The following is a 23,605-nucleotide window of genomic DNA, read 5'->3' as shown; positions in this document are numbered from 1 at the left end:
CCAGAACGACGGGGATGTTGCCATGACCGGGCGTACGGAAGTCGACCTGCTGTCCCTTGAGGACTTCCACCAGCACCTCGCGATGCGGCTCAGTCAGGCCGAGTCGGTGCTACGCAAGCTCAACACCGAGATGCAGTGCACTCCGCCGGCCCTGGGCTCGTTCACCGACGCAACCCAGAATTCGCGCCGCTACAGCGAGGTCCACCAGTCCTACGTGGAGCAGGCCGAACGGCTCCGGCAGGCCGTGCAGGCGGCGCAGCAGGCCACCGGCACCATCCTCGCCAACTACCGCACCGCCGAGGCGCGGAACGCGGCCAACGCCACCGACATCACCGCGGCGCTGACCGGGGTCGACCGGGCGTTGCAGCCGAAGGGGGACGGGCGTGTCTGAGTACACCCAGCGTTACCAGGGTCGGAGCCACCAGGAGCTGTACGACGCGGTGATGGTCGGCAAGCCGGAGCAGATCGAAGGGGTCGCCGCCCAGTGGGCCGCCCTCAAGGGCATCCTGGACGGTCTCGGCCGTGAGTTGAGCGGCGACCTCGAGAAGCTCGGCAACACCTGGACGGGCCCGGCGGGCCGGGAGTTCCAGCGGCGGCTGACGCTGATCGTCGACCACTCCGATGCCCTGGGCGAGGGCATGTCCGGCGTCAAGCAGGGTCTGACCATGATGGCCGGCCAACTGCGCACCGCGCACAAGAAGGCGGAGAGCCCCGAGGAGACCGACGACAACGACCAGGCCATCTCGGGCGTGCTCAAGGGCTCCGCCTTCGGCCTGCCCGGCGCGGTGGTCGGCGGCATCATGGGCCACCAGCAGGACAAGGAAGAGCAGGAGAAGGCCCACCAGCGGATGGTGAACCTGGTGGCCGAGCTGGCCGCCGGTTACGACCTCTCCGCCTACGACCGGGTGGTGGACCCGCCTCCGCCGCATCCGGAGACGCCGCGCACGGTCAACGACGACCGGCCGACGCCACGCAGCGGCCCGTCCAGCACGACGCCGTCCCGCGCTCCGATCGCCACCGGTCTCACCGCGCACCGGGGCGACGCGACGATCGCGACACCCGAGGGCGTGGCTCCTGGGCCGACCGCCGGGGGTGACTCGGTTCCCGGCCACGACGGTGGCACGTCGGTCGTCGTCATCGGGCCGGAGGGCGCCGCCAGCGACCCGGCGGGCACCTCCCTCGCCGGCGCGGACCCGCTGGTCAGCGGGGCCCTGCTCGCCGGCGGGGCGGCCGGACTGGCCGGCCTGTCCGGGCCGACCACCCTGCCCGCGAGCGCCGGGGGCGGCCCGGGCCTGCTCTTCGGGGCACCGGGCGGCGCACCGGCCGGCGGGGTGCTGCGCACCTCCGCGCTCGCCGGTTCCGGCAGCACTCCCACCACGTCGGCCCGGCCGACCGGCGGCACCGCCGGGGCGGAGAGCCGTTCGGCAAGCGGCGTGGGGCGGAGCATCGACGGCCGGCGCGGTGAGCCCGGTCGGGCCGCCGCGGCCGGCCGGCAGGGCCTGACGGGCAACGGCCGTCCCGGAGTGCTCGGCGGTCGGGGCCGTGCCGAGGATGACGAGTCCGACGACCGGCTGACCTGGCTCACCGAGGACGAGATGGTGTGGGGCGACGGCGGGGACGCCGCGCCGCCGGTGCTCGGCACCGGGGGCTGATCGCCGGCCACCGCACACGACCCCACGTGACCCCGCCGGACCCACTCCGGCGGGGTCACGTGCTTCGGCCCGCCGCCCGACCGCTGGTCGGCACCGTCCACTGTGCTCACGGTGGTCGTGGTCACTCCCGTTGTGCCCACCGTCGTGCTGCGCCGCGCCCCGCCGGGCGATAGGTTGGTCGGGTGTCGTCCGTAGCTCTGGTCCGCCCGGCCCGCTGGGCCGTGCTGCGGTCGCTACGGGAGCTGACCCGGCTGGCGGTCACCGCGCTGGTGCTCGCGGTCGGTCTCGGCGGCGCCCTCGCCGCCACCCCGCCGCCCGCGGAGGCGCAACTGCGCCCGACCGCCGTGAGCAGCCGGGTGGACACCGTCCGGCCCGACACCGCACCGACCACCGAGCGTACGAGCCGGCCGGCCCCTGCCACGCCGGCCGACGCGGTCGCCGCGCCCGCCGGTCCGGTCCTCGTGGGCACGGAGCACGCTCCGGCCGGCGTGCCCGGTCGCGGCATCCCGCCCCGACGCGGCCCTCCCGCGCGCTGACCCCGGTCCGCCAGGTCACCCGCCGCTTCGTCTGACCCACCTCCGGGTCGTCGTCCGGGTGCCCGACGCGCAGCCGCGCCCGTTCGGGCACGCCAGCCCAGCGACGGCTCTGCGCCCCGGCCCGCCATCGGAACAGCTCACCCCGACCACCCCGAGCCCGACGCGTCGAAGCGACGGGCGGTTCCGGTCGGGACCCATCCCTCGACACCGTCATTCGACCGCGAGGTGCTGATCATGCAGACCGTCCTCTCCGCCGTCCTGCCCGACGTACCCCGGGCCGCCGCCATCTGGCTGAGCCTGCTCGGGGTGGTCGTGTTCGCCGTCGCCGCGCTCCTGGTACGGCCCGGCCGCCTCCGCCTCCGCCTCGACCCGGCCGCCCGCATCCGCGACGCGGCCATGCCCAGCCACCTCGAACAGGTGCAGGAGCAGCGGGAACAGCGCCGCTACGCGCAGGAGATCGCGGTGGCCGCCGAACGCGCCGCCGCCACCGCCCAGCGCCGACGGGCCGAGTGGGTGGCCGCGCAGGAGACCGTCGAGGCGGCCTGGCAGGCGTTGGAGACGGCCGAGGCGGGCGTACGGCGGCTCGGCGCGGCAGCCGCGATGCCGTTGCCGCAGACCGCCCGGACTCCCGCCGAGTACGCCGACCGCGAGCGCTACCTGCACCGGGCCGCGCTGGACGCGTACTGGCGGCGGGAACTGTCGGTGGAGCAACTCAGTGACGTCTTCGCCCACCGGGACGGCTGGGATCCGCGGCTGCACCCCGTCGAGCAGGAGCTCGTGCTGCAACGGGCCGTCCGCGACAACCTGGCGGCCAAGCACGCCGCCGCCGTGGAGACCGAGCAGGCAGCGTGGCGGGCCGCGGAGCTGGCCGTGGCGGCGGCGCGCAGTCTCCGTGCGGAGGTCCACGCGGCCACCGGACGGCGCACGGCGGAGTCGGCCTCGGTGCTGCCGCTCAGCGAGGTCCTCCGGCCGGCCGCCGAGCAGACCCGGGAGAACGCGGTGGTCGCCCGTGGTCGGGCGGCGGTGCCGGTGTTCTGACCCGGAGGAGCGGCTCGCACGAGTCGCGCGGGACGGGCGTTCCGGGCCGGTTCGGCGTCGGTGGGTTAGCGTGACGGCATGTCCCGACAGTCGTGGGTCCTCGTGGTGATCGCCGGCATCCTGGCGCTCGCCACACTTGTCGGCGCGGTGGTGCTGGCGGTGCGTGTGGTGCGTACGAGGCGGCTGCTCACCGGGCTCGGCGCGGGCGGCAAGGTGGCCTTCTACGGGGCGTTGATCTACACGATCTTCCCGGTGGACATCCTCCCGGACCCGATCTACCTGGACGACATGGGCGTCCTGGCCGGCGCGTTGATCTACCTCACGCGGCTCGTCCACAAGCGCCGGGCGGCGGGCCGTCGTCTGCCCGGGCAGCCGGACGGCCCGTCGGCCCCGGACCGCACCCGCTCCGTACGATGATCAGCTTTGGCGCACACGACGGAGGACGCACGTGGCCGGTGATCATCGACTGGACATCCACGACGACCGGGTGGCGGCGTTCTGCGCGGAGCGGCACCTCGCGACGCTGACCACCCTGCGCGCCGACGGCACCCCGCACGTGGTACCCGTCGGGGTCACCCTCGATCCGGTGGCCGGGCTGGCCCGCGTGATCACCTCCGGCACGTCCCGCAAGGCTCGGCAGGTGGCCGCCGCCGGGCCGGAGGGCACTCCGGTGGCCGTCTGCCAGGTGGACGGCCGTCGCTGGCTGACGATCGAGGGCCGGGCGGTGCTCCGATCGGACCGGGCCTGCGTGGCGGAGGCGGAGCGCCGGTACGCCGAGCGCTATCGGACCCCGCGTCCGAATCCGGAGCGCGTCGTCATCGAGATCACTGTGACGGGACTACTCGGCAGCCTCTGACGTCCGTTACGTCGCCTGTGTCGTATTCGCGCCCCGCTGCCGGTCAGTGAACGTGAGCCACCCTGCGCGCGGAATCCCCCACCGTCGGCGGTCGTTACGCCAGGTCGCGACGCCCGCACCGGCAGCCGGCGGCGGAATGCCGCCCGGAGCAGGGCCGTTACGTCCCCGGTAACCACGGCCGAGACCGCCACGGAGGCGGCTACCCCCGAACGGAGACTCGACCATGAACCCGATCGTGCAGAAGAGCGGCCTGTCCGTCGTCGGCCTGCTGGTCGCCGGCGGTTGCGCCCTCGGCCCCGCCGTCGCCGCGCAGGCAGCCCCCGCGCCGGCGGCCCCATCCTCGTCGAGCCAGACCAGCCGCAGCGCCGAGCGGGTCCTCGACGTCGACTACCAGGCACAGCCGAACTTCTTCTACTGCGGCCCCGCCGCCACCCGCATCGCGCTCTCGGCCCAGGGCAAGGCGCTCTCCCAGGACGACGTGGCCAAGCTGCTCGGCACCACCGAGGCGGGCACCCCGTCCGCCCTCGACACCACCCGCGTGCTCAACGAGTTGACCGGAGGTCACTACCGGACCACCGAGATCCGTGACTCGGTGGCCCGCCCTGACCAGGTCGAGCAGCTACGCCGGGATGTCCTGGCCGCGATCGACGCCGGCCGCCCGGTGGTGGCCAACATCAAGGGCACGACCGTGGACACCGACGGCAACCCGCACTCGTACGAGGGTGGCCACTACCTGACGCTTGTCGGCTACCGCGACGGCGGGGACCTCATCCGGGTCGCCGACCCGGCCGACCCGGCGCTGGGCGAGTACTGGATGAGCCTGCCGAAGGTCGCCAACTGGATCGCCGAGCGCGGTTACTCCTCCTGACCCGATGCTCACCGGGCCGGCCTCTCCCGCGCGGAGGGGCCGGCCCGGTCGTTCCGTCTGCGGTTGGCCAGATGCGCCCGGCGACGCGCGCGGATAGCCCGTGTCGGCGGGGCGCGGTGCAGCTCACGCCGGGCCGGCGGGGCGATGGCCGACTCGCCGGCGCCGGCCGCCCGGCGCACGATCCGGTTGGCGTCGTCCGGGTCGTAGCCACAGGCCCGGAGCAGGTCGCTCGACGCGGTACGCAGGCCGGTGACGATCGCGTCGCCGAACGACCGGACTCCACTCGCGGCGGCCTGGCCGGCCAACTCGGCGCACTCCTCGACCAGCTTCCGGGTCCGCCGTGGATCGCCGCCGGTACGGCACTCCGCCCGCATCTTCGTCACCGCCTGTCCCAACCGCCCGATGGCGTTCGGCAGCTCCGGCGGGATCGGCTCGTCGTACTGCAGAGCGGTCGTCGACCAGCGGGCGAGGGCATGGCTGTCCAGCAGTAACCGTTCGAGGTGCTCCGAGCTGCGCGCGTACCTGTGGAACTGCTGGCGGCGGTGCCAACGGGCCGGCGCGATCGTCACCACCTCCTCCGCGCCGCTCAGCGCGTCGTGCAATCGACTCAGATCCCCCTCGGTGCCGCGCAGCGTTTCCAGGACGTGTCTCGTCCCATCGCTGTCGCGCTGCCGGAGCACCTGCCCCAGCTTCTCGAGTTGTTCTGCGAGGACCGTGAAGATCGGCGCCGCCGCCCGGTCCAGCACCCGCATGGGGTTGACCGGCAGCAACAGCGCGACCACCACCAGACCGACCACCCCACCGACGAGCGCGTCGAAGATCCGGGGCACCTCCAGGCCCCGGTCCATCGGAGCGAGCGTGGCGATCAGTACGGCGGTACCGCCGGCCTGACCGACCAGCGGGCCGCCCTTCCCGGCCACCAGCAGGGCGGTGGCGATGGCCAGGCCGACGACCACCCCGGTCTGCCACGGTCCCGAACCGAGGAAGAAGCGCAGCGTGTCGCCGATGACGATGCCCAGTCCGACGCCGAACAGCAGCTCGAAAGTGCGTCGGGCCCGCTGCCCGATGGCGGTGGCGATCGTACCGACGGCGGCGGCCGGAGCGAAGACGTGCGAACCCGGGCCGAGGAAGTGCTTGGCGATCAGGGCCGCGAGCGCCGCCGCCAGCCCGGCCTGGGCGGCGATCACCACAGTGACCTCCCACTGCCGGGCACGGACCCGGCCCGCCTGGCCGCTGCGGTGCCGCACCCGTTCGACCGCCCGGCCGCTGCGCTCGGCGGCCTCGTCGAGCCGCGACTGGTCGCGGTCGGCGGCTGGACGGTCGTCGGTCATGGCGGCGGTTACCCCCGGGAAGCGCGGTCAATCGTGCCGTCGTGCCCCGCGCTTCCCAGCGGCCCCGGCGGCACCAGCCGTCACCGGGGGGCGGATTCATCGGCGATCGTAGGTTTGCTCGATCGCTGGGGGGTACCAGGGGCCGCACACCCACCGATCCGCAACCGGTAAGGGGCCCAGATGAGCAGTCCACACAGCACCGGGGAGCAGGATGTCGTCGACCTCCTCGTCGCCGACCACCGTGCGGTCGAGACCCTCTTCGTCGAGCTGGAAACACGACAGGGTACGCCCGAGTACCGCCGTCAGCTCGCCGACGTGGTGATCGCCGAACTGGTCCGGCACGCCGTGGCCGAGGAGGCGTACGTCTACCCGACGGCCCGCAAGGCGCTGCCCGACGGCGACCAGATCGCCGACCACGAGATCACCGAGCACGCCGACGCCGAGCGCACGATGAAGGACCTGGAGTCGGTCGACCCGTCCGACCCTCGCTTCGACGAGTTGCTGGCCCAGCTGACCAGCACCATCCGTCACCACGTGCAGGACGAGGAGAAGGACCTCTTCCCCCGGCTGCGCGCCGCCACCGCCCGGGAGGAGATGGTCGAGCTGGCCGGCAAGGTGACGGCGTTCAAGAAGATCGCGCCGACCCGCCCGCACCCGAGCGCACCGGACCACCCACCGGCGAACAAGCTGCTCGCCCCCGGCACGGGGATGATCGACCGGATGCGTGACGCGCTGAGTGACCGGCCGACCTCGATGGACGAGCTACGCGAGCAGCAGCAGCGCTGATCGCCGTACGCTCCGCACACGACAGTCCCGGGCCGCCGAACGCTCGGCGGCCCGGGACACGTCCACTACGTCAGCGGACCTGATCACCCTCGCCGGTACGCGCCTGGGCCTGGTCGACGCCCTTGTCGATCTGGTCGCCGTACTTGCCGCCGGTGCGCTTGTCGGCCATGTCGCCGGCCTTCTCCATGCCCTGATCGACCTGCTTGTCGTGCTTGTCCGCGAAATCCTTGGCCTTGTCCATGAAGTCACCCACGGCGCTCCTCCTCCTCGGGTAGTTCCTCCCGGGTTCCCTCGTCCCGAGAGCGCAAACGCCTTCCGTTCGGGCGTACTCCGCGAAGGCCTGACCAGCGCTCCCCCGACCGGCGTACGATCCGCGCGGACGACCGGGTGTCGGCGCACGGCCGGCCGGGTACCGACCTCGCCGAGATCGAGGAGGGCCGACATGACGGCAGACCAACCCGGGGCGGACGTCGCGCCGACAACCGGCGGAACGCAGGAGACCGGTACCACGGCGGCGACGGCCGGGGGCACCGCGGCACCCGGAGACGCCGGGGCGCGGCACGCGTGGGCGGGGCTGCCCTGGCTGGTACGGACCGCGGTGCTCTGGAGCGCCTGCCTGGTGGTGATCGTCGCCGGGCTCTACCTGCTGGGCCGGATCGCCGTCCTGCTGGCCCCGCTCGCCATCGCCCTGGCCGCCACCATCTTCCTCACCGCGCTGTTGGACCCGGTGCTGCTCCGGCTGCGTCGCCTGCGCCTCCCAGCGGCGCTGGCCGCGCTGCTCACCGTCCTGCTGCTGCTCGGCATCCTCGTGGGCGTCGGAGCGCTGGTGTGGAACCTGACCGCCAGCCAGTTCGACCAGCTCAGTCAGCAACTGACCCAGGGGCTCGACCGGAGCCGCGACTTCGTCACGTCCACCCTGCCGGTCAGCGAGGCCCAACTCGACAAGCTGATCGACCAGGCCCGGGAGGGGCTCAGCGGCAGCTCGCCGGACCCGGTGTCCGGCGCCCGGACGGCCAGCGAGGTCGTCGGTTCCGCGCTGCTCGCCCTGGTGCTGCTCTTCTTCCTGCTGAAGGACGGCCGGTCGATGTGGCACTGGACGCTGTCCCGGATGGCCGGCCCGAACCGACCCCTGGTGGCCGAGGCCGGCCGGAACGGCTGGCAGACCCTCGGCGCGTACAGCCGGGGGACCATGATCATCGCGGCCATCGACGCGATCGGCATCGGCCTGGCCCTGGTCGTGCTACGGGTACCGCTGGCCCTGCCCCTGGCGCTGATCACGTTCCTCGGCGGCTTCGTGCCGATCATCGGGGCGACGGTCGCGGGCGCGGTCGCGGTTCTGGTGGCCCTGGCGGCCAACGGGCCGACGACCGCTCTGCTCACCCTCGCCGCCGTGGTCGCGGTGCAGCAGATCGAGGGCAACCTGCTGGAGCCGCTGGTCATGAAGCGCCAGGTCCGCCTGCACCCCGCCGTGATCCTGGTGGCGGTCACCGCCGGCACCCTCATCGCGGGCATCGCCGGCGCCTTCGTCAGCGTTCCGATCACCGCCGTCCTGTGGCGCGTCGTCGACACCGTCCAACGCCGCCGGTCCACCTCACACCTGCCGGCGGCGGGGTAGAGCCGACGCCGGGCCAGGGCCCTCACCCGCGGCGGGACGCAGTTTTCGTCCGGGTCAGATGGGTGGTGAACCAGGTGCCGGCGTGCTCGGCGACCTGGTCGAGCGTGCCGGGCTCCTCGAAGAGGTGGGTGGCGCCCGGCACCACCCACAGCTCGCCCACGTCCCCCAGTTCGGCGAGCGCCCGCTCGTTGAGCGCGAGCACCTCCTCGTCCAGGCCGCCGACCAGCAGCAGGGTGGGAGACCGCACCTGACCCAGCGCGGTGCCCGCCAGGTCGGCCCGGCCGCCCCGGGAGACCACCGCGCCCACCCGGTCGGCGCGGGACGCCGCCGCCACCAGCGCGGCGGCGGCACCCGTGCTCGCACCGAAGAGACCGATCGGTACGTCACCCGCCGGACGCTCGGCCACCAACCAGTCGACGATCCCGGCCAGCCGGCTGGCCAACATCCCGATGTCGAACCGGAGTTCGGCCGTCCGCGTGTCCACCTCCTCCTCGTCCGGAGTGAGCAGGTCGACCAGGACGCACGCGAGGCCACGGGAGTTCAGCGCCCGCGCCACCGCGACGTTGCGCGGACTGTGCCGGGAGCTACCGCTGCCGTGCGCGAACAGCACCACGCCCACCGGTTGGGCGGGTAGCAGCAGATCGGCGGGGAGCTGGGCGTCCCGAACCGGAATGATCACCGTGTCGTGCTGCTCGTCCATGCCGCACCTCCGTGCTCGCCTACGGTCGGGTTACCCCGCCCGACGCGTCGCACGCGCCCGGTGCAGGCGGCCGGTGCAGGCGGCCGGTGCAGGCGCCGGTGCAGGCGGCCGGTGCAGGCGGCCGGAGCGCGGCGTTTGCCGGGTGGGTCGCCGGGTACGCGACGAGGAGACCGCAGACCGTGTAGGCGCAGCCGCGCCCCGACGGATCGCGAGGATCATGATGGCCAAGCAGCAGATCTCCCGGCAGCAGCAGATGACCGAACGCGCCCAGCGTGAACAGGACGCCGCGCGCAACCAGGACGTCAGTGACCAGGACTTCGGTGACCAGGCCGCCTCGGCCCGCCTCCCCGACGATCCCAAGGCGGCTGCGCCGCGGGACGCGATCGGACGCCCCTCGACCGGCGAGCCGGTCTGACGTACGCGCGCGACGGCCGGGGCGGGAACACTCCCGCCCCGGCCGTCACTGCTGCTTGGCCTCGGGGAGCCGGAGCAGGGGCGAGCGCCCCGGCGGCTGCTCCGGCGGCGGCCCCGAGGGCTCGGCCGGCGGCACCGGCACCGTCACCGGTTCGTCGCAGGTGACCCGCACCATCTGGTCGTGGTGACGCAACTCGACGACGTCGTCCGGGCCACCGTGGCGCAGCGCGTACGTCGTCTGGTGCGGGCGGACGTCGACCCGCAGCGCCAGCCCTCGCCACTGAAGGGAGAACTCCAGGCGGCTCAGCCGGCTGGAGAGCCGGGGCGCGAACGACAGCTCGCCGTCGTGGTCACGCAGCCCGCCCAGCCCGCTGACCAAAGCGAGCCACGCGCCGGCCAGCGAGGCCATGTGCACGCCGTCGCGGGTGTTCTCGTTGAGGTCGTGCAGGTCCATCAGCGCGGCCTCGCGGAGATAGATGTGCGCCAGGTCGGGATGGCCGACCTCGGCGGCGAGCACCGACTGGGTGCAGGCCGACAGCGACGAGTCGCGCACCGTCCGACGCTCGTAGTAGAGGAAGTTGCGAACCTTCTGCTCGGGGGTGAACGCGTCCCCCCGCCAGTGCATCGCCAGGACCAGGTCGGCCTGCTTGACGACCTGTTTGCGGTACAGGTCGAAGTACGGATAGTGCAGCAGCAGCGGGTACTTCTCGGCGGGCGTGTGCGCGAAGTCCCACTCCTGCAACCGGGTGAACCCCTCCACCTGCTGGTGCACGTCCAGCTCGTCGTCGTACGGCACGTGCATCGACGTGGCGGCGTCCCGCCAGCTCGCCGCCTCCTCGTCGGTGACGCCGAGGTGGAACGCGTCGTCCCGGTAGCGCATGACGACGTCAGCGGCGGTGAGCAGGTTCCGCTGGGCCATCAGGTTGGTGTAGATGTTGTCGTTCTTCACCGCCGTGTACTCGTCCGGACCGGTCACCCCGTCGATGTGGAACCGGCCGTGCCGGTCGTGGTGCCCGATCGAGCGCCACAGCCGGGCGGTCTCCACCAGCAGCTCCAGCCCGATCTCCCGCTCGGTGGCGGTGTCCCCGGTGACCAGCACGTACCGTCGGACCGCGTCGGCGATGTCGGCGGCGATGTGGAACGCCGCCGTACCCGCCGGCCAGTACCCGGACGACTCCGGCCCCTCGATTGTCCGCCAGGGGAAGGCGGCGCCCTTGAAGTTGAGCGTCGCCGCCCGTTCCCGGGCCTGTTCCAGCGTGCTGTGCCGCCACTGCAGGGCGCTGCGCACCGCGCTGGGCTGGGTGTACGTGAGGACCGGCAGGACGAACATCTCGGTGTCCCAGAAGGCGTGCCCGTCGTAGCCGGGGCCGGTCAGCCCCTTCGCCGAGATCGGCCGCTGCTCGGCACGGGCCCCCGCCTGGAGCACGTGGAACAGCCCGAAGCGGACGGCCTGCTGGATCTCCGGATCACCCTCGACCAGCACGTCGGCCGCGTCCCAGAACTCGTCCAGGTAGGCGCGCTGCTCGCGGTGCAACCCGTCCCAACCGTCCAACCGGGCGCCGGCCAGCGCCGCGCCGACCTGGTCGCGCAGCGCGGGCAACGAACGTCGACTCGACCAGCCGTACGTCAGATACTTGACCACCCGCAGCTTCTCGCCGGGCTTGAGCACGCAGCCGATGGTGGTGCGCACCCAGTCCTCGTACCCCTCGGACTCGATGGTGGTGTGGTCCGGGCCGTGCACCTCGTGCTCCATGGCGGCGGCGACGCGCAGCCCGGACACCTTCGTGCGGTGGATGAGCTGGCCGCCGTCCGGGGTGGTCAGCTCCTCCTCGGCCAGCAACGGCGATTCCAGCACGGCCGCGACCCGGGGGTCCTTGCTCTGCGCGGGCAGCGACTCGTTGGCCACCAGCTCGGACTGCACGATCAAGCGCAGCGGGCCGTCGACGGCCTCCACCTCGTAGCTGATCGCGGCGACCGACCGCTGGGTGAACGACACGAGCCGGGTGCTGCGGACCTTGACCTCGCGGCCGGCCGGGGAGCGCCAGTGCAGCTCCCGGTGCAGGGTGCCGGCCCGCAGGTCGAGGATCCGCTCGTGGGACAGCAGCTCGCCGTAGCGCACGTCGAGCGGTTCGTCGTCGACGAGCAGGCGGATCAGCTTGCCGTTGGTGACGTTGACGATGGTCTGCCCCGACTCGGGGAAACCGTAGCCGGCCTCCGCGTACGGCAGCGGACGTAGCTCGTAGAACGAGTTGAGGTAGGTGCCGGGCAGCCCGTGCGGCTCGCCCTCGTCGAGGTTGCCGCGCAGACCGACGTGCCCGTTGGAGAGCGCGAAGACCGATTCCGACTGGGCCAGCACGTCCATGTCCAGGCGGGTCTCCCGGATGTGCCAGGGCTCGACGGGATAGGCCCGTTCCCGGATCACGTGCGGTCCCGTTCGCCGGCGGGGCGGGGTGCCGGCGGGGCGGCGTCGCCCGCGTCGAGCAGGTCCGCGAGGTCCTTGACCACCACGTCCGCGCCGTGCGCGAGCAGTTCGTCGGCCTGTCCCACCCGGTCGACGCCGATCACGTACCCGAATCCGCCCGCCCGGCCGGCGGCCACCCCGGAGAGCGCGTCCTCGAAGACGGCGGCCTGCGCCGGATCGACGCCCAGGACCTTGGCGCCGGCCAGGAAGGTGTCGGGGTGGGGTTTGCCGCGCAGCTTCTGTTCCCGGGCCACGAGCCCGTCGATTCGGGCCTCCAGCAAGTCCGCCAGGCCGGCGGCGGCGACCACCTCGCGCCCGTTGGCGCTCGCGGTGACCACCGCCCGACGCAGCCCGGCGTCGGTCGCCGCCCGCAGATAGCGCACCGAGCCCGGATAGACCTCGACGCCGGAGGTGCGCAGACGATCCAGCAGCAGGACGTTCTTGCGGTTGCCGATGCCGTTGACCGTGTCGGCGTCCGGCGGATCGTCCGGGCTGCCCTCGGCAAGCACGATTCCCCGGGACGCGAGGAACGACCGGACGCCGTCGGCACGCGGTCGGCCGTCGACGTAGCGGTTGTAGTCGGGGCCGGGGTCGAACGGTTGGAAGGGCTGCCCGGTCGACGCGGCGCGCTTACGCAGGAACTCGTCGAACGTCTCGGTCCAGGCGGCGTTGTGCACCCGGGCGGTCTGCGTCAGCACACCGTCCAGATCGAAGAGACAGGCGGTCACATGAGCAGGTAGGCCCAGCACGGTACGAATCTAACCACCCGGCTGGGTGCGCAAACCCGTTTTGAGCCGCCGCCGGGCCGCTCAGTTCGGCCGCAGGGTCCAGATCACCGTCATGGTCGACGTGGGCGTGCCGTCCTCGGTGGCGATCTCCACCTCGATGTCGAACTCGGGCCGCTGACCGGCCTCCAGCTCCGCGACCACCTCCGACGCCGGACGCCCCAGCCGCGCGGTCGCCAGCACCGACCCCAGGGCCAGCTTGCGGTAGGCGATCTCGGCTCGGACGGCGAGCGGCACGGCCCGGTCGAGGAGCTGCCCGAAGGCGGCCAGCACGACCGCGCCGGAGGCCGTCTCGCCGAGCGTGAACATCGCCCCGGCGTGCGGGCCGCCGACGTGGTTGTGGGTGGCCGGCGTGTCGGGGAGCCGGACGACGGCCCGCACCCCGCCGTCCGCCTCGGGCGCCACCTCGACGAATTCGATGCCGAGCGTGCGGGCGAACGGCACCGATTGCAGGATGCCGGCCGCCACCTGGCGGGAGTCGATGGTCATGACCCGACGCTACTTCTCGGTAACCAGGGCGGCAACCAGGGTTTTCCCCGACTACGACAACCGTCAGAGGTTGGCGATCGTGCGCAGGATCTCGGCGTAGAAGTTGCCGTCGATGCTTCGGAAGAGGGAGAAATCCTGACCCGGATCGCCAAAGAACGGGCGCAGCGTCCACGCCAACTGGGTGCCCACGAAGCCGAAGAGCAGGATCCAGATGTAGAGCAGCGTCATGCTGGCCGGGCGCTGTGTGGGCTCGCCCCGCCGCACCGGCGGGTTGCCCCAGTGGCGCTGCTGCGCCGGGTAACCCGGCGGCACCATGCCGGGCGGGAACGCGGTGCCGGGCTGCCCACCCCACTGCGTCGGAACAGCCGCCGGGGCCGGCGTGGTGGTCGTGGCGCTCGCGCCCTCGGGCGCGGCACCGTTCGCCGCCGACGCGACGGCCGCGCCGGCCGGAACCGCTACCGGCTCGGCGGCGCCCGGCGTGCCGCCCACCGGCACCGCGACCGGAGCGTCGACCTGGGCCGGAGCATTGGCCGCCGCCGGGACGCTGACCTGAGCCGGAACGGTGGCCGTGGTCGTCGCAGGGGCGAGCAGGCCGTGGTCGTTGAGCACCTGCATGCCACCGGTCAGGAAGCGCAGCCCGACCAGCGCCGACAGCGTCAGGATCGCGACGTTGAGCAGCTTGAAGAAGCCGTAGTCGGGCGCGGTGATCAGGAAGAAGAGGCTGATCGGCGCGAACGCCACCGCGAGCATCGAGGTGACGGTGATCGCCACCATCACCAGCGCCAACGACTGACGCACCGAGAGCCGGGCGCCGAACACCAGGTTGAACAGGTACAGCGTGGGCAGGCAGATGGCCAGCGTCACCAGGAACAGCAGGGGCAGCTTCAGCGCGGACGTCAGGGCCATCAGCGGGCTGTGGAACGCGCCGAGCACCGCCCCGTAACAGGCGAGGGCGATGGCGGAGCTGGCCAGCATCCGCCCGGTCAGCGCGTTGAGGTCGCCCTCGGCCACGATCTGCTGCCAGATGCCCTGGCGGTCCCGCAGGATGCGCTCGATGACGAGCGGACTGGGACGGTCACCCGACACGGGCGCACCCCTCTCGGTCAGGCACGAAATGGACTAGGTGGGCAGACGGTAGGGCACCGGACAGGCGGGCCGCCACCCCGCTCCGGCGTGGCGTCACCGCCACCCCACGTCGATACGCGCACCGCGCTCGTCGAAGAAGTGCAGCGCGTCCATCCGGACCGACACGGCGAGCGGATGCCCGGCCGTGACGGCCGGGTACGGCGCGAGTCGCACCGCCAGCTCCGCCGGGCGGCGGTGGTGCCGACCCGGGTCGGGCAGGACGCTGGTCGTCCGCGACGCTCCGCTCGGCTCCTCCTCGGATTCCACCGGCTTGCCGGTGAGCCGCTGCATTACCGCGCCGAACCGGCGCAGGCCACGCTGGCCCACCGGCGGCGGGTCGAGCGGCGCGCCCATCTCGTCCACCATGATCGCGGTCGCCCCGATGTCGAGGAACGCCAGCGACTCGTGCCCGTGGTGCTCCAGGTAACGGATCCGGCCGCGCAGCACGTCACCGGGGCTGTCCGGGGCGACCGGGGTGAGCGCCTCGGCCCGCATGCCGACCACGATCCGCTCGCCGTGGTAGTGCGCCACCGCCCGGCTGCGGATGTCGTTCCACGGCAGGTAGAGCGACTGCTCACCGAGGTTGAGCGCGATGTACCGGTCGAGGTGGACGTAGACCGACGCCTCCAGCAGGTTCATCCGGGGGCTACCCAGGAACGCCGCCACATAGAGCGTCGCCGGACGGCCGTACACCTGGGTGGGCGTGCCCACGTCCTGGAGCACGCCCCGGCGCATGATGGCCACCCGGTCGGCCATGGTCAGCGCCTCGGCCTGGTCGTGGGTCACGTAGACGGTGGTGACGCCCAGCTCCCGGGTCAGCCCGGAGATCTCCGCCCGCAGCTCGGCGCGCAGCCCGCTGTCCAGGTTCGACAGCGGCTCGTCCATCAGGAAGAGACCCGGCCGCCGGACGATCGCGCGGCCCATGGCGACCCGCTGGCGCTGGCCGCCGGAGAGCTGGCCCGGCTTGCGGCCGAGCACGTCGCTGATGCCGAGCGCGCTCGCCACGTCGGTGACCCGCTCGCCGCGCGGTTCCGGTTCCACCCCGGCCAGCCGCAGCGGAAAGGCGATGTTGTCGCCGACGGTCATGTGCGGGTAGAGCGCGAAATCCTGGAAGACCATGGCGATCTTGCGGTCGCGTGGCGGCAGGTCGTTCGCGAGCTCCCCGTCGAGCAGCACCGCTCCCTGCGTCGGGTCCTCCAGACCGGCGATCATGCGCAGCACTGTGGACTTGCCGCAGCCGGACGGGCCCAGCAACACCATGAACTCGCCGTCGTTCACGTCCAGATTTATGCTGTCGACGGCGAGTGTGCCGTCCTTGAAAACCTTGGTCACATCTTTGAGTGCGACGGTACTCACCGTCAGGTCCCCCACGTCTCTCGGCCGAACTCCTGATGACTGTGACCAGGATCATTGGTCCCGCACATCGGGTAAACGTCTCATGTTCGGCTTATGACGCCACCATTACACGGCGTACGGGAGTGCGCGCGGTCAGCAGCCCTGCGGCTGGTCAGGCAGCTCGCCGAGGAAAACCCGGCGCACCACCCGCTCGGCAGCCCGCCCGTCGTCCAGCCCGCAGAACCGGCTGCGGAAACGCTCGCGGGCCTTGTTCGCCGCGTCCGAGCGCACCGCGTCGGTCCGGAACAGATCGAGCAGGTCGGTGAACGTGGCGGCCACCGCGCCCGGCGGCTCCGCCGTGACGTCGAAGTAGACCCCCCGGGCCAGGCGGTACGCCTCCCAGTCCGGGGTGTAGAGCACGATGGGCCGGTCCAGCACCGCGTAGTCGAACATCGCCGAGGAGTAGTCGGTGACCAGCACGTCGGCGATCAGGTAGAGGTCCTCCACCCGCTGGTAGCCGCTGACGTCGCGGACCCGGTGGAACTCCGCCGGACGACCTGGCCGGCGCTCCCGGTCGTGGAAGTAGTGGCTGCGCATCAGCAGCCGGCCCGAGTCACCCAGCGCGTCGACGAGCCGGTCCGGGTCGAACGGCGGCCGGTAACCGGGCAGGTGCTCGCGATGCGTCGGGGCGTACAGCACCACCTGCTCGTCGGGGGCGAGGCCGAACTCGGCGCGCAGCCGGCGCACCTCGTCGGGACCGGCGGCGACCAGCCGATCGTTGCGCGGATAACCCACCTCCAGCGTGGCGTACGTGGCCGGGTAGGCCCGATCCCACATCTGGGTGGAGAAGCTGTTGGAGCTGACGCTGTAGTCCCAGCGGTCCACCCGGCGCAGCAGGCCGGCGAAGTCCATCCGGCCCGCGCCGATCGGATAGCGCTGCTGGTCCAACCCCATCACCTTGACCGGCGTGCCGTGGTGGGTCTGCACGTGTACCTGCTCCGGCCGCTTACGGACGAAGTCCGGGTAGTTCACGTTGTTGACCAGCCAGCGGGCGCGGGCCAGCACGCGGTAGTAGGCCGGCGTGCCGGCGACCACGTACTCCACTCCGTCCGGCACGGCGTCCACCCGGTCGCGGCGCACGATCCACACCCCGCGCACCTCGGGGGCCAGCCGACGGGCGGCCTCGTAGATCGCCGCCGGGTTGCAGGAGTATCCCCGGAACCAGTAGGCGGCGTACACCGCGAGCGTGGGGTCCACGGGCCGGCGCAGCTCCGCCCGGTAGTACTCGCGCAGCAGGCCGTCGCGGGTGAGCCGGGCGCCGCGCCGGGCCACCGGGGCGACCCGACGCCGGGCGGTACGCGCCTGCCGGCGGGCCGTGTCCCGGGCCCGGCTGGCGGCCCGCAGGGCACTGAACGTCCGCCACCGGCCACTCGCGACCAGCCGGTGCTTCACCCCTTCGACGCCCTCCGGCACGGGGTACCCCCCGACCGGCAGCCACCGCGCGTAGTCCGCGGTGATCTGCGCGAAGAACACCGGCCGCAGCTCGGGGGCGATGCGCTGACCATTGCCGAGCACGGTGAGGTAGTGCCAGATCATCCGCTCGAAGACCGCCGGCCGTAGCGCGTCCACGGCCGGCGACCAGGCATCCATCAGGAGGAAGACCCGGTGCCACTGGGCGAAGACCTCGAAGTGCCGGTCCCCCCGGGTCTTCGTGATCGCGCCGGAGCGGCGCTGCCGGTAGTTCACGCACACCCGATCGAGGACGGCGATCCGACGCGCCCCCATCAGCACCGGGTAGCTGAACGAGACGTCCTCGTACCAACCGGCCGCGAAGCGCAGACCCAGGTTGACCAGGAACTCCCGGCGGACCAACCGGTTCCAGGCGGTGTGCAGCAGCCGCATGGCCGCCGGCCGTTCCCGCAGCGCGAACGTCTCCGGACCGGGCGACTCGGGGAACACCTCGGCCATCGCGCTGCGGGTGGCGGTGTCGTTCCAGTGTGTCCGGACGTGGTCCACCAGCAGCACGTCCGGCCGGGTCGCCCGCAGGCGGGCGGCCACCTCCGACAGGCAGTCCGGCGCCAGCCAGTCGTCCCCGTCGAGGAACCACACGTACTCGCCGACGGCCCGGTCCAACCCGATGTTGCGGGCTGGACCGAGACCGACGTTCTCCGACAGCCGGACGGCCCGGACCCGCTGGTCACGGGCCGCGTACTCGTCGATGATCTCGCCGCTGGCGTCCGGCGAGCAGTCGTCGACCGCGACCAGCTCGAGGTCGGTCTCCGACTGGCCCAGGATCGAGTCCAGGCACTCGCGCAGATAACCCTGCACCCGGAAGGCCGGCACCACGAAACTGATCAGGGTCATCCGGCCGCCCCTTTCGTCAGCGCGGCGCGACACCTCCCGCGCCCACCGGCGCGGCCGACGCCCGCGCGCCACGGGCCGGCCGGACGAACCAGGCCAGGACGACGCTCACCACGAAAACCACGAGAAGGTACGCACCGAGTGTAGCCATGCCGATACTCACGACGCCGGCAATCGCCAGGAGGGCGAGCAGCACCGACCGTCCGTCCCAGCCGAGCGTGGCGGCGTGCAGCGGGGGCGCCGCCTGCCGCTTCTCCAACCGGGCGGTCAGGTCGTAGTGGTGCACGGTGAGCACGAAGACGTACCCGAAGATCAGCCATCCGGGCGCGCCACCGACCACACCGACCGCGATGGCGAACAGGTACTCGGCGGCCCGCAACGCGGCCGGCACCAGCCAGTCCAGCGGCCCGTTGTGCGCGGCCCCCGCGCCGAGGCCGCCGGCCAGCAGCACCAGCAACGCCACCGGCACCGCCCAGCGCAGCCCGTCCGGCGCGTCGCCCAGTCCGGCGGCGACCAGCAGCGCCGCCGGGCCGAGCGCGGCGATCACCGCCAGGGTCAGCGGCCCCATCGGACGGACCACCGGCAGTCGACGGGCCAACGGACCGTCGTCGCGGTGCAGGGTGGCGTCGACCGTGTCCAGCACCGGCACCCACATCCAGCGGGCCCGCAGCGTCCGCAGGGCACCGGTGTACGCGAACGCCAGTCCACCCCACACCAGCACCGCGATCAGGCTGACCAGCGGGTTGAACAGCGCCACGGTCAGCGCGATCAACGCCCACCGCTCCCCGATCGGGAAGACGACGGTCCGCTTCAGCCAGTACGACAGCGAGCCGGTGTCCGCCTGCACCCGGGTGGACGCGGCGTTCAGCCGGTCACCGATCCCGCCGCTGGCGCCCGTCGTCGTCCGCGGTCGGCGGGCCGCCTCGTCGTGCAGCGCCCCGTACCAGGTGTCGGTCATGTGTCGGACGGTCTGCAACGTCATCGCGGCGATGGCGAGGGCCCAGCCGTTGCCCAGCCCGGCGTGGCTCACGCCGAAGCCCAGCCCGGCGTAGACCAGGTACTCCTTGGCCCGGTCGGCCATCGTGTCCAGCCAGCCGCCCCAGGCGCTGAAGTGCCGGGTGTAGCGGGCCAACTGGCCGTCCACGCAGTCCAACACGAAGCCCAGGTAGAGCAGCACCGCGCCGCTGACGAGCGCGAGCCGCCCACCGACCCCGAACAGCACTGCGGCACCCAGCGCGAAGAGCACCGAGATCACCGTCACCCCGGTCGGGGTAAGGCGCAGCCGGGCCGCCAACCGCACCACGTACGGCGACCAGGTGCTGACGAAGTACGTCGAGAAGAAGTCGTCCCGCTCCTTCACCGACAGCCGCAGTTCGGCCCGGTCCTCGTCGACCGACGTCACCGCCGCCTCGGCGGCGACCAGGGCGGCGGCGTCCTCAACCCGGTGCGCCACGAGCAGACGTACCCGCTGGGCGAAGATCAGGGTGCCGAGGGCCGCGAGGCCCGCGACGAGCCGGTCCACGGCGGACCCGGGGTCGTCGTGGCCGGCGCTGCCGGTCGCCGGCAGCGGCGACACGTCCCCGGCCGGGCCGACCGGGGCGGCAACCGGCCGCGCGCCGACGGCGGCGGCCCGGGCGGCGGCGGCGAGGGTCGGCAGGTCGTCCACGCCGACCCGGAGCGCGCCGCCGAACACGCCGGTCGCGTCGCCGTCGAGAGCGTCCAGCGGGCCCGCGTCGACCACCTGGCCGCGCTCCTCGCGCACCGCCGTCCGGCCCGGCACCGGCGGGTCACCCAGCACCAGCGCCACGGTCGGTCCCACCGGGCTGGTGGCGAGGTGCCGCAGCACGGCGGTGTGTGCCACCAGGTCGGTGCCGGTGACCAGCAGCGGACCGGTGGCGGCGTCGGCCAGCGCGGCCAGCTCGTCCAGGGTGGCGGCGAAGCGCACGTCGGCCGCGCCGGCCCGGCGCAGCTGGTCGGCGAGCCGGTCGGCCAGCGGCTCGCCGCCCGCGGTGGTGAGGCCCGCCGCGGAACTCCCGGCGGCGAGCACGATCGCGAGCGTCACCGCGGGACCGCGGCGTGGTACGCGTCGAGCGCCTCGGCGATGGTGCCGTCGAGCGTCAACCGGCCCGCGTCGAGGTACAACCCCCGACGACAGAACCGGGTCAGGTCCTTTTCGTTGTGTGACACCAGCACGAGCGTGCGCCCCTCCCCGAGCAGACGGTCAATCGTCGCGTAACACTTCTTGCGGAACTCCGCGTCCCCGACCGCGGTCACCTCGTCCATCAGCAGGATCGGGTGCGGCAGGTGCGAGATGATCGCGAAGCCCAGCCGCACCTTCATCCCCGACGAGTAGTGCCGCACCGACGTGTCGATGGCCCGCTCCACCTGCTCACCGGCGAACTCGACGATCTCGTCGAAGTGCCGCTTCAGGTAGCTCGTCGACAGCCCGTGCAGCCCACCGACCAGGTGCAGGTTCTCCCGCCCGGTCAGGTCGTTGGAGAAACCGGCGGACAACTCCAGCAGCGGCGCCACCGCGCCGTGCACCCGGATGTCGCCCTCGTCCGGAATAAGCACCCCGGCGATCAGCCGCAGCAGCGTGCTCTTGCCGGTGCCGTTGCGGCCGATCACGCCGACGGTCTCGCCCGGCTCGACGGTGAACGACACGTCGCGCAACGGCCAGAACTGGCCGGGCAGGGCACCGCGCCCACCCCGATGGATGAACAGCTCCCGCAGCCGCAGCTGGCGGCGACGGTTGCGGACGAACCGGATGCCCAGACCGTCCGCCTCGATGATCGGCGCGGCCACGTCAGAGTTCCTTGAGCACGGCGGGCTCCAGCCGGCGGAACGACCACCAGCCGGCGGCCAGCACCAGCAGGCTGCCGGCGATCGTCGTGGCGAGCAGCCGGGCGTCGGGAAACTCGTCCGGGTACCAGATCGCGTGGTGCAGCTGGAAGATCCCGACCAGCGGGTTCAGCTCGTACACCACCTTCAGCCAGTGCGGCAGGCCGGACTCCCGGACCAGGCTGAGCGGATAGATGATCGGCGTGGCGTAGAAGAGCACCCGGATGATCAGCCGCATCAGCCGTTCCACATCGCGCATCAGCACGTTCCAGGCCGACAGCAACAGGGCCAGCCCGACCAGCAGCACGGCCTGCACGGCCACCGCCAGCGGCAGGGCGAGCAGCGACCAGCCGGGGTGGATCCGCCCGTGCGCCGCGTAGATCACCGCGATGGCGGCCAGGATCGGCAGGCCGGCCGCGTACTCGGCGAACCGTCCGCTGACCCGGCCGATCGGGAAGACCTGCCGGGGCACGTTCATCGTGGTGATCAACCGGGACTGGCCGGTCAGCGCGTTGGTCGCCTCGCTCAGCGCCGAACTGGTCCACATCCAGGCGAAGATGCCGGTGATCAGGAACAGCGGGTACGACCCGGCTGCCTCGCCGAGGTGCCGGCCGGTGTCGCGGGAGTAGAGCACGCCGAAGACGAACCAGTAGATCGCGCCCATGCCCAGCGGCTCGATCAGCGACCAGAAGTAGCCCAGCACCGACTGCTGGTACTTGACCGCCAGGTCCCGCCGGACCAGGATGCGCAGCGAGTTGCGGTGCGACCACAGGGCCGCGACGCCAGAGGTCACCGCCGCCTCCCGCCTCCCGCAAACGGACGCCAGGTTAGCAGTCGGTGAACGAATGCCCTGAATCGACCAGCTTCAGCACTCGATCACGTTGACGGCCAGACCGCCACGCGCCGTCTCCTTGTACTTGACCTTCATGTCGGCGCCCGTCTCCCGCATGGTCTTGATGACCTTGTCCAGCGACACCTTGTGCACACCGTCGCCGCGCAGCGCCAACCGGGCGGCCGTGATCGCCTTGATGCTAGCCACGGCGTTGCGCTCGATGCAGGGGATCTGCACCAGGCCACCCACCGGGTCACAGGTCAACCCGAGGTTGTGCTCCATCCCGATCTCGGCCGCGTTCTCCACCTGCTCCGGCGTGCCGCCGAGCACCTCGGCCAGGCCCGCCGCCGCCATCGAACACGCCGAGCCGACCTCACCCTGGCAGCCGACCTCCGCGCCGGAGATCGACGCGTTCTCCTTGAACAGCACCCCGATCGCGCCGGCCGCGAGCAGGAACCGCACCACCCCGTCGTCGTCGGCGCCCTCGACGAACCGGCTGTAGTAGTGCAGCACCGCCGGGATGATCCCCGCCGCGCCGTTCGTCGGCGCGGTCACCACCCGACCTCCGGCCGCGTTCTCCTCGTTCACCGCCAGGGCGAACAGCGTCACCCAGTCCATCGCGTGCAACGGGTCGGCCGTCCCGGCGTCCGCCTCCAGGCCGCGCCGCAGCTCCGCCGCGCGCCGCCGGACCTTCAAACCCCCAGGGAGTACGCCGTCCCGCTCGCAACCGCGCTGCACGCACTCCCGCATCACCCGCCAGATCTCCAGCAGGCCCGCCCGGATCTCCGCCTCGCTGCGCCACGAACGCTCGTTGGCCAGCATCACCTCGCTGATCGACAGCCCGGTACGGGTGGTGACGTCGAGGAGCTGCGCCCCGGTCAGGAACGGGTACCGCACCCGCGTCGTGTCTGGCTTGATCTTGTCCGCGCCCGCCGCCGCCTCGTCCACCACGAAACCGCCACCGACGGAGTAGTAGGTGCGGGTCCTGACCTGCTCCCCGGCCGCGTTGAAGGCCGCGAAGGTCATCCCGTTCGGGTGGTACGGCAACGACCGGCGACGGTGCAGCGTCAGGTCCCGATCGGGGTCGAAGTCGATCTCGTGCGCGTCGAGGAGGCTGATCCGCCGCTCGGCGCGGATGCGCTCGACGCGAGGACCGACGGTGTCCGTGTCAACCGTCTCCGGGGACTCGCCGGCAAGCCCCAGCAGCACCGCCGGCCCGCTGCCGTGCCCGTGCCCGGTCGCGCCCAGCGACCCGAACAGCTCCGCCTGCACCCGCGCGGTGTCGGTGAGCAGTCCGTCGGCCTTGAGCCCGGCGACGAACGTACGCGCCGCCCGCATCGGCCCCACCGTGTGCGAGCTGGACGGCCCGATGCCGACGCTGAAGAGGTCGAAAACACTGATCATGGCTGCGCTTCCTCGGCGTGCTCCCGTGGTCGGGTTTCCGCCCGGTCGTGGCCGCCGATCGGCAGCCCCGCTCGTGACCGCCCGGTCGGGTGGCCGCCGGTCACCCGGGGTGCGGGTGCCCGACCTGTCAGCCTACCTGCCCTGCTCACCCCTTACCCGAGCAGCGCAGCCCGCCG

At 72.5% G+C, this 23,605-nt stretch carries 23 protein-coding genes; 10 read left to right on the top strand and 13 right to left on the bottom strand.

Translation table 11 applies throughout. From position 1 onward, the window contains the following. Positions 1–22: 22 nt before the first annotated feature. The 7 genes from AB0I89_RS11640 (at position 23) to AB0I89_RS11610 (ending at position 4,950) form a co-directional block, all read left to right on the top strand. A complete protein-coding gene (locus AB0I89_RS11640) occupies positions 23–391 on the top strand; it encodes a hypothetical protein (protein ID WP_357124010.1) in 369 nt (122 codons plus the stop codon). Continuing rightward, positions 384–1,652, top strand: coding sequence for a hypothetical protein (locus AB0I89_RS11635; protein WP_357124007.1), 1,269 nt, complete (start codon positions 384–386; stop codon positions 1,650–1,652). The genes AB0I89_RS11640 and AB0I89_RS11635 overlap by 8 nt, the downstream gene beginning before the upstream one ends. A 182-nt stretch (positions 1,653–1,834) precedes the next feature. After that, complete coding sequence (locus AB0I89_RS11630; protein WP_357124004.1) at positions 1,835–2,188, top strand: hypothetical protein; 354 nt, start codon at positions 1,835–1,837, stop codon at positions 2,186–2,188. A 234-nt stretch (positions 2,189–2,422) separates the two neighbouring features. Further along, complete coding sequence (locus tag AB0I89_RS11625) at positions 2,423–3,226, top strand: hypothetical protein (RefSeq protein WP_357124001.1); 804 nt, start codon at positions 2,423–2,425, stop codon at positions 3,224–3,226. 78 nt (positions 3,227–3,304) lie between these two features. Continuing rightward, a complete protein-coding gene (locus AB0I89_RS11620; RefSeq protein WP_357123998.1) occupies positions 3,305–3,643 on the top strand; it encodes a YkvA family protein in 339 nt (112 codons plus the stop codon). A 31-nt stretch (positions 3,644–3,674) separates the two neighbouring features. Further along, positions 3,675–4,082, top strand: coding sequence for a pyridoxamine 5'-phosphate oxidase family protein (locus AB0I89_RS11615; protein WP_357123995.1), 408 nt, complete (start codon positions 3,675–3,677; stop codon positions 4,080–4,082). Positions 4,083–4,305: 223 nt separating this feature from the next. Continuing rightward, the gene (locus AB0I89_RS11610; RefSeq protein WP_357123992.1) at positions 4,306–4,950 is read left to right on the top strand and encodes a C39 family peptidase; all 645 of its coding nucleotides are present in this window, start codon (positions 4,306–4,308) and stop codon (positions 4,948–4,950) included. 8 nt (positions 4,951–4,958) lie between these two features. Here the strand turns inward: AB0I89_RS11610 and AB0I89_RS11605 are convergent, their stop codons facing one another. Continuing rightward, on the bottom strand, positions 4,959–6,281 hold the full coding sequence (locus AB0I89_RS11605) for an FUSC family protein (RefSeq protein ID WP_357123989.1): 1,323 nt from the start codon (positions 6,279–6,281) through the stop codon (positions 4,959–4,961). Between the two features lie 180 nt (positions 6,282–6,461). Between AB0I89_RS11605 and AB0I89_RS11600 the strand changes: the two genes are divergently transcribed. Continuing rightward, positions 6,462–7,067, top strand: coding sequence for a hemerythrin domain-containing protein (locus AB0I89_RS11600; RefSeq protein ID WP_357123986.1), 606 nt, complete (start codon positions 6,462–6,464; stop codon positions 7,065–7,067). 70 nt (positions 7,068–7,137) lie between these two features. Here the strand turns inward: AB0I89_RS11600 and AB0I89_RS11595 are convergent, their stop codons facing one another. Next, positions 7,138–7,320: an antitoxin gene (locus tag AB0I89_RS11595; RefSeq protein WP_357123983.1), complete on the bottom strand. Its 183-nt coding sequence runs from the start codon at positions 7,318–7,320 to the stop codon at positions 7,138–7,140. A 189-nt stretch (positions 7,321–7,509) separates the two neighbouring features. On the opposite strand from AB0I89_RS11595, the gene AB0I89_RS11590 reads away from it, so the two are divergent. Continuing rightward, complete coding sequence (locus AB0I89_RS11590; RefSeq protein ID WP_357123980.1) at positions 7,510–8,682, top strand: AI-2E family transporter; 1,173 nt, start codon at positions 7,510–7,512, stop codon at positions 8,680–8,682. Between the two features lie 22 nt (positions 8,683–8,704). On the opposite strand, the gene AB0I89_RS11585 is transcribed toward AB0I89_RS11590, so the two are convergent. Next, on the bottom strand, positions 8,705–9,382 hold the full coding sequence (locus tag AB0I89_RS11585; RefSeq protein WP_357123977.1) for an alpha/beta fold hydrolase: 678 nt from the start codon (positions 9,380–9,382) through the stop codon (positions 8,705–8,707). Positions 9,383–9,602: 220 nt separating this feature from the next. On the opposite strand from AB0I89_RS11585, the gene AB0I89_RS11580 reads away from it, so the two are divergent. Further along, positions 9,603–9,797, top strand: a complete 195-nt coding sequence (locus AB0I89_RS11580) for a hypothetical protein (protein WP_357123974.1) — start codon at positions 9,603–9,605, stop codon at positions 9,795–9,797. A 45-nt stretch (positions 9,798–9,842) separates the two neighbouring features. On the opposite strand, the gene AB0I89_RS11575 is transcribed toward AB0I89_RS11580, so the two are convergent. The 10 genes from AB0I89_RS11575 to AB0I89_RS11530 form a co-directional block, all read right to left on the bottom strand. Beyond that, positions 9,843–12,218 carry a glycoside hydrolase family 65 protein gene (locus AB0I89_RS11575; RefSeq protein ID WP_357123971.1) on the bottom strand — a complete coding sequence of 792 codons (2,376 nt, stop codon included), beginning with the start codon at positions 12,216–12,218 and terminating at the stop codon, positions 9,843–9,845. Then, entirely contained in the window at positions 12,215–13,006 is a 792-nt protein-coding gene (locus AB0I89_RS11570) for a beta-phosphoglucomutase family hydrolase (RefSeq protein WP_357123968.1), read from the bottom strand. Before AB0I89_RS11570 ends, AB0I89_RS11575 begins: the two co-directional genes overlap by 4 nt. 60 nt (positions 13,007–13,066) lie before the next feature. After that, positions 13,067–13,531: a DUF4442 domain-containing protein gene (locus tag AB0I89_RS11565; RefSeq protein ID WP_357123965.1), complete on the bottom strand. Its 465-nt coding sequence runs from the start codon at positions 13,529–13,531 to the stop codon at positions 13,067–13,069. Positions 13,532–13,594: 63 nt separating this feature from the next. Next, on the bottom strand, positions 13,595–14,617 hold the full coding sequence (locus tag AB0I89_RS11560; RefSeq protein WP_357123962.1) for a hypothetical protein: 1,023 nt from the start codon (positions 14,615–14,617) through the stop codon (positions 13,595–13,597). 93 nt (positions 14,618–14,710) lie between these two features. Beyond that, entirely contained in the window at positions 14,711–16,012 is a 1,302-nt protein-coding gene (locus tag AB0I89_RS11555; RefSeq protein ID WP_357123960.1) for an ABC transporter ATP-binding protein, read from the bottom strand. Between the two features lie 132 nt (positions 16,013–16,144). Beyond that, a complete protein-coding gene (locus tag AB0I89_RS11550) occupies positions 16,145–18,355 on the bottom strand; it encodes a bifunctional glycosyltransferase family 2 protein/CDP-glycerol:glycerophosphate glycerophosphotransferase (protein ID WP_357123956.1) in 2,211 nt (736 codons plus the stop codon). Between the two features lie 16 nt (positions 18,356–18,371). Then, positions 18,372–20,399, bottom strand: a complete 2,028-nt coding sequence (locus tag AB0I89_RS11545) for a DUF5941 domain-containing protein (protein ID WP_357124665.1) — start codon at positions 20,397–20,399, stop codon at positions 18,372–18,374. Between the two features lie 11 nt (positions 20,400–20,410). Beyond that, a complete protein-coding gene (locus AB0I89_RS11540; protein WP_355235253.1) occupies positions 20,411–21,157 on the bottom strand; it encodes an ABC transporter ATP-binding protein in 747 nt (248 codons plus the stop codon). Position 21,158: 1 nt separating this feature from the next. Beyond that, positions 21,159–21,986, bottom strand: a complete 828-nt coding sequence (locus tag AB0I89_RS11535; RefSeq protein ID WP_357123952.1) for an ABC transporter permease — start codon at positions 21,984–21,986, stop codon at positions 21,159–21,161. Positions 21,987–22,058: 72 nt separating this feature from the next. Then, a complete protein-coding gene (locus AB0I89_RS11530) occupies positions 22,059–23,429 on the bottom strand; it encodes an L-serine ammonia-lyase (protein WP_357123949.1) in 1,371 nt (456 codons plus the stop codon). Positions 23,430–23,605: the final 176 nt, after the last annotated feature.

The organism is Micromonospora sp. NPDC049801, assembly GCF_040656575.1.
Classification (GTDB): domain Bacteria; phylum Actinomycetota; class Actinomycetes; order Mycobacteriales; family Micromonosporaceae; genus Micromonospora.
Note: the sequence above shows the minus strand (reverse complement) of the source record. Positions and strands in the feature narration are given on the sequence as shown.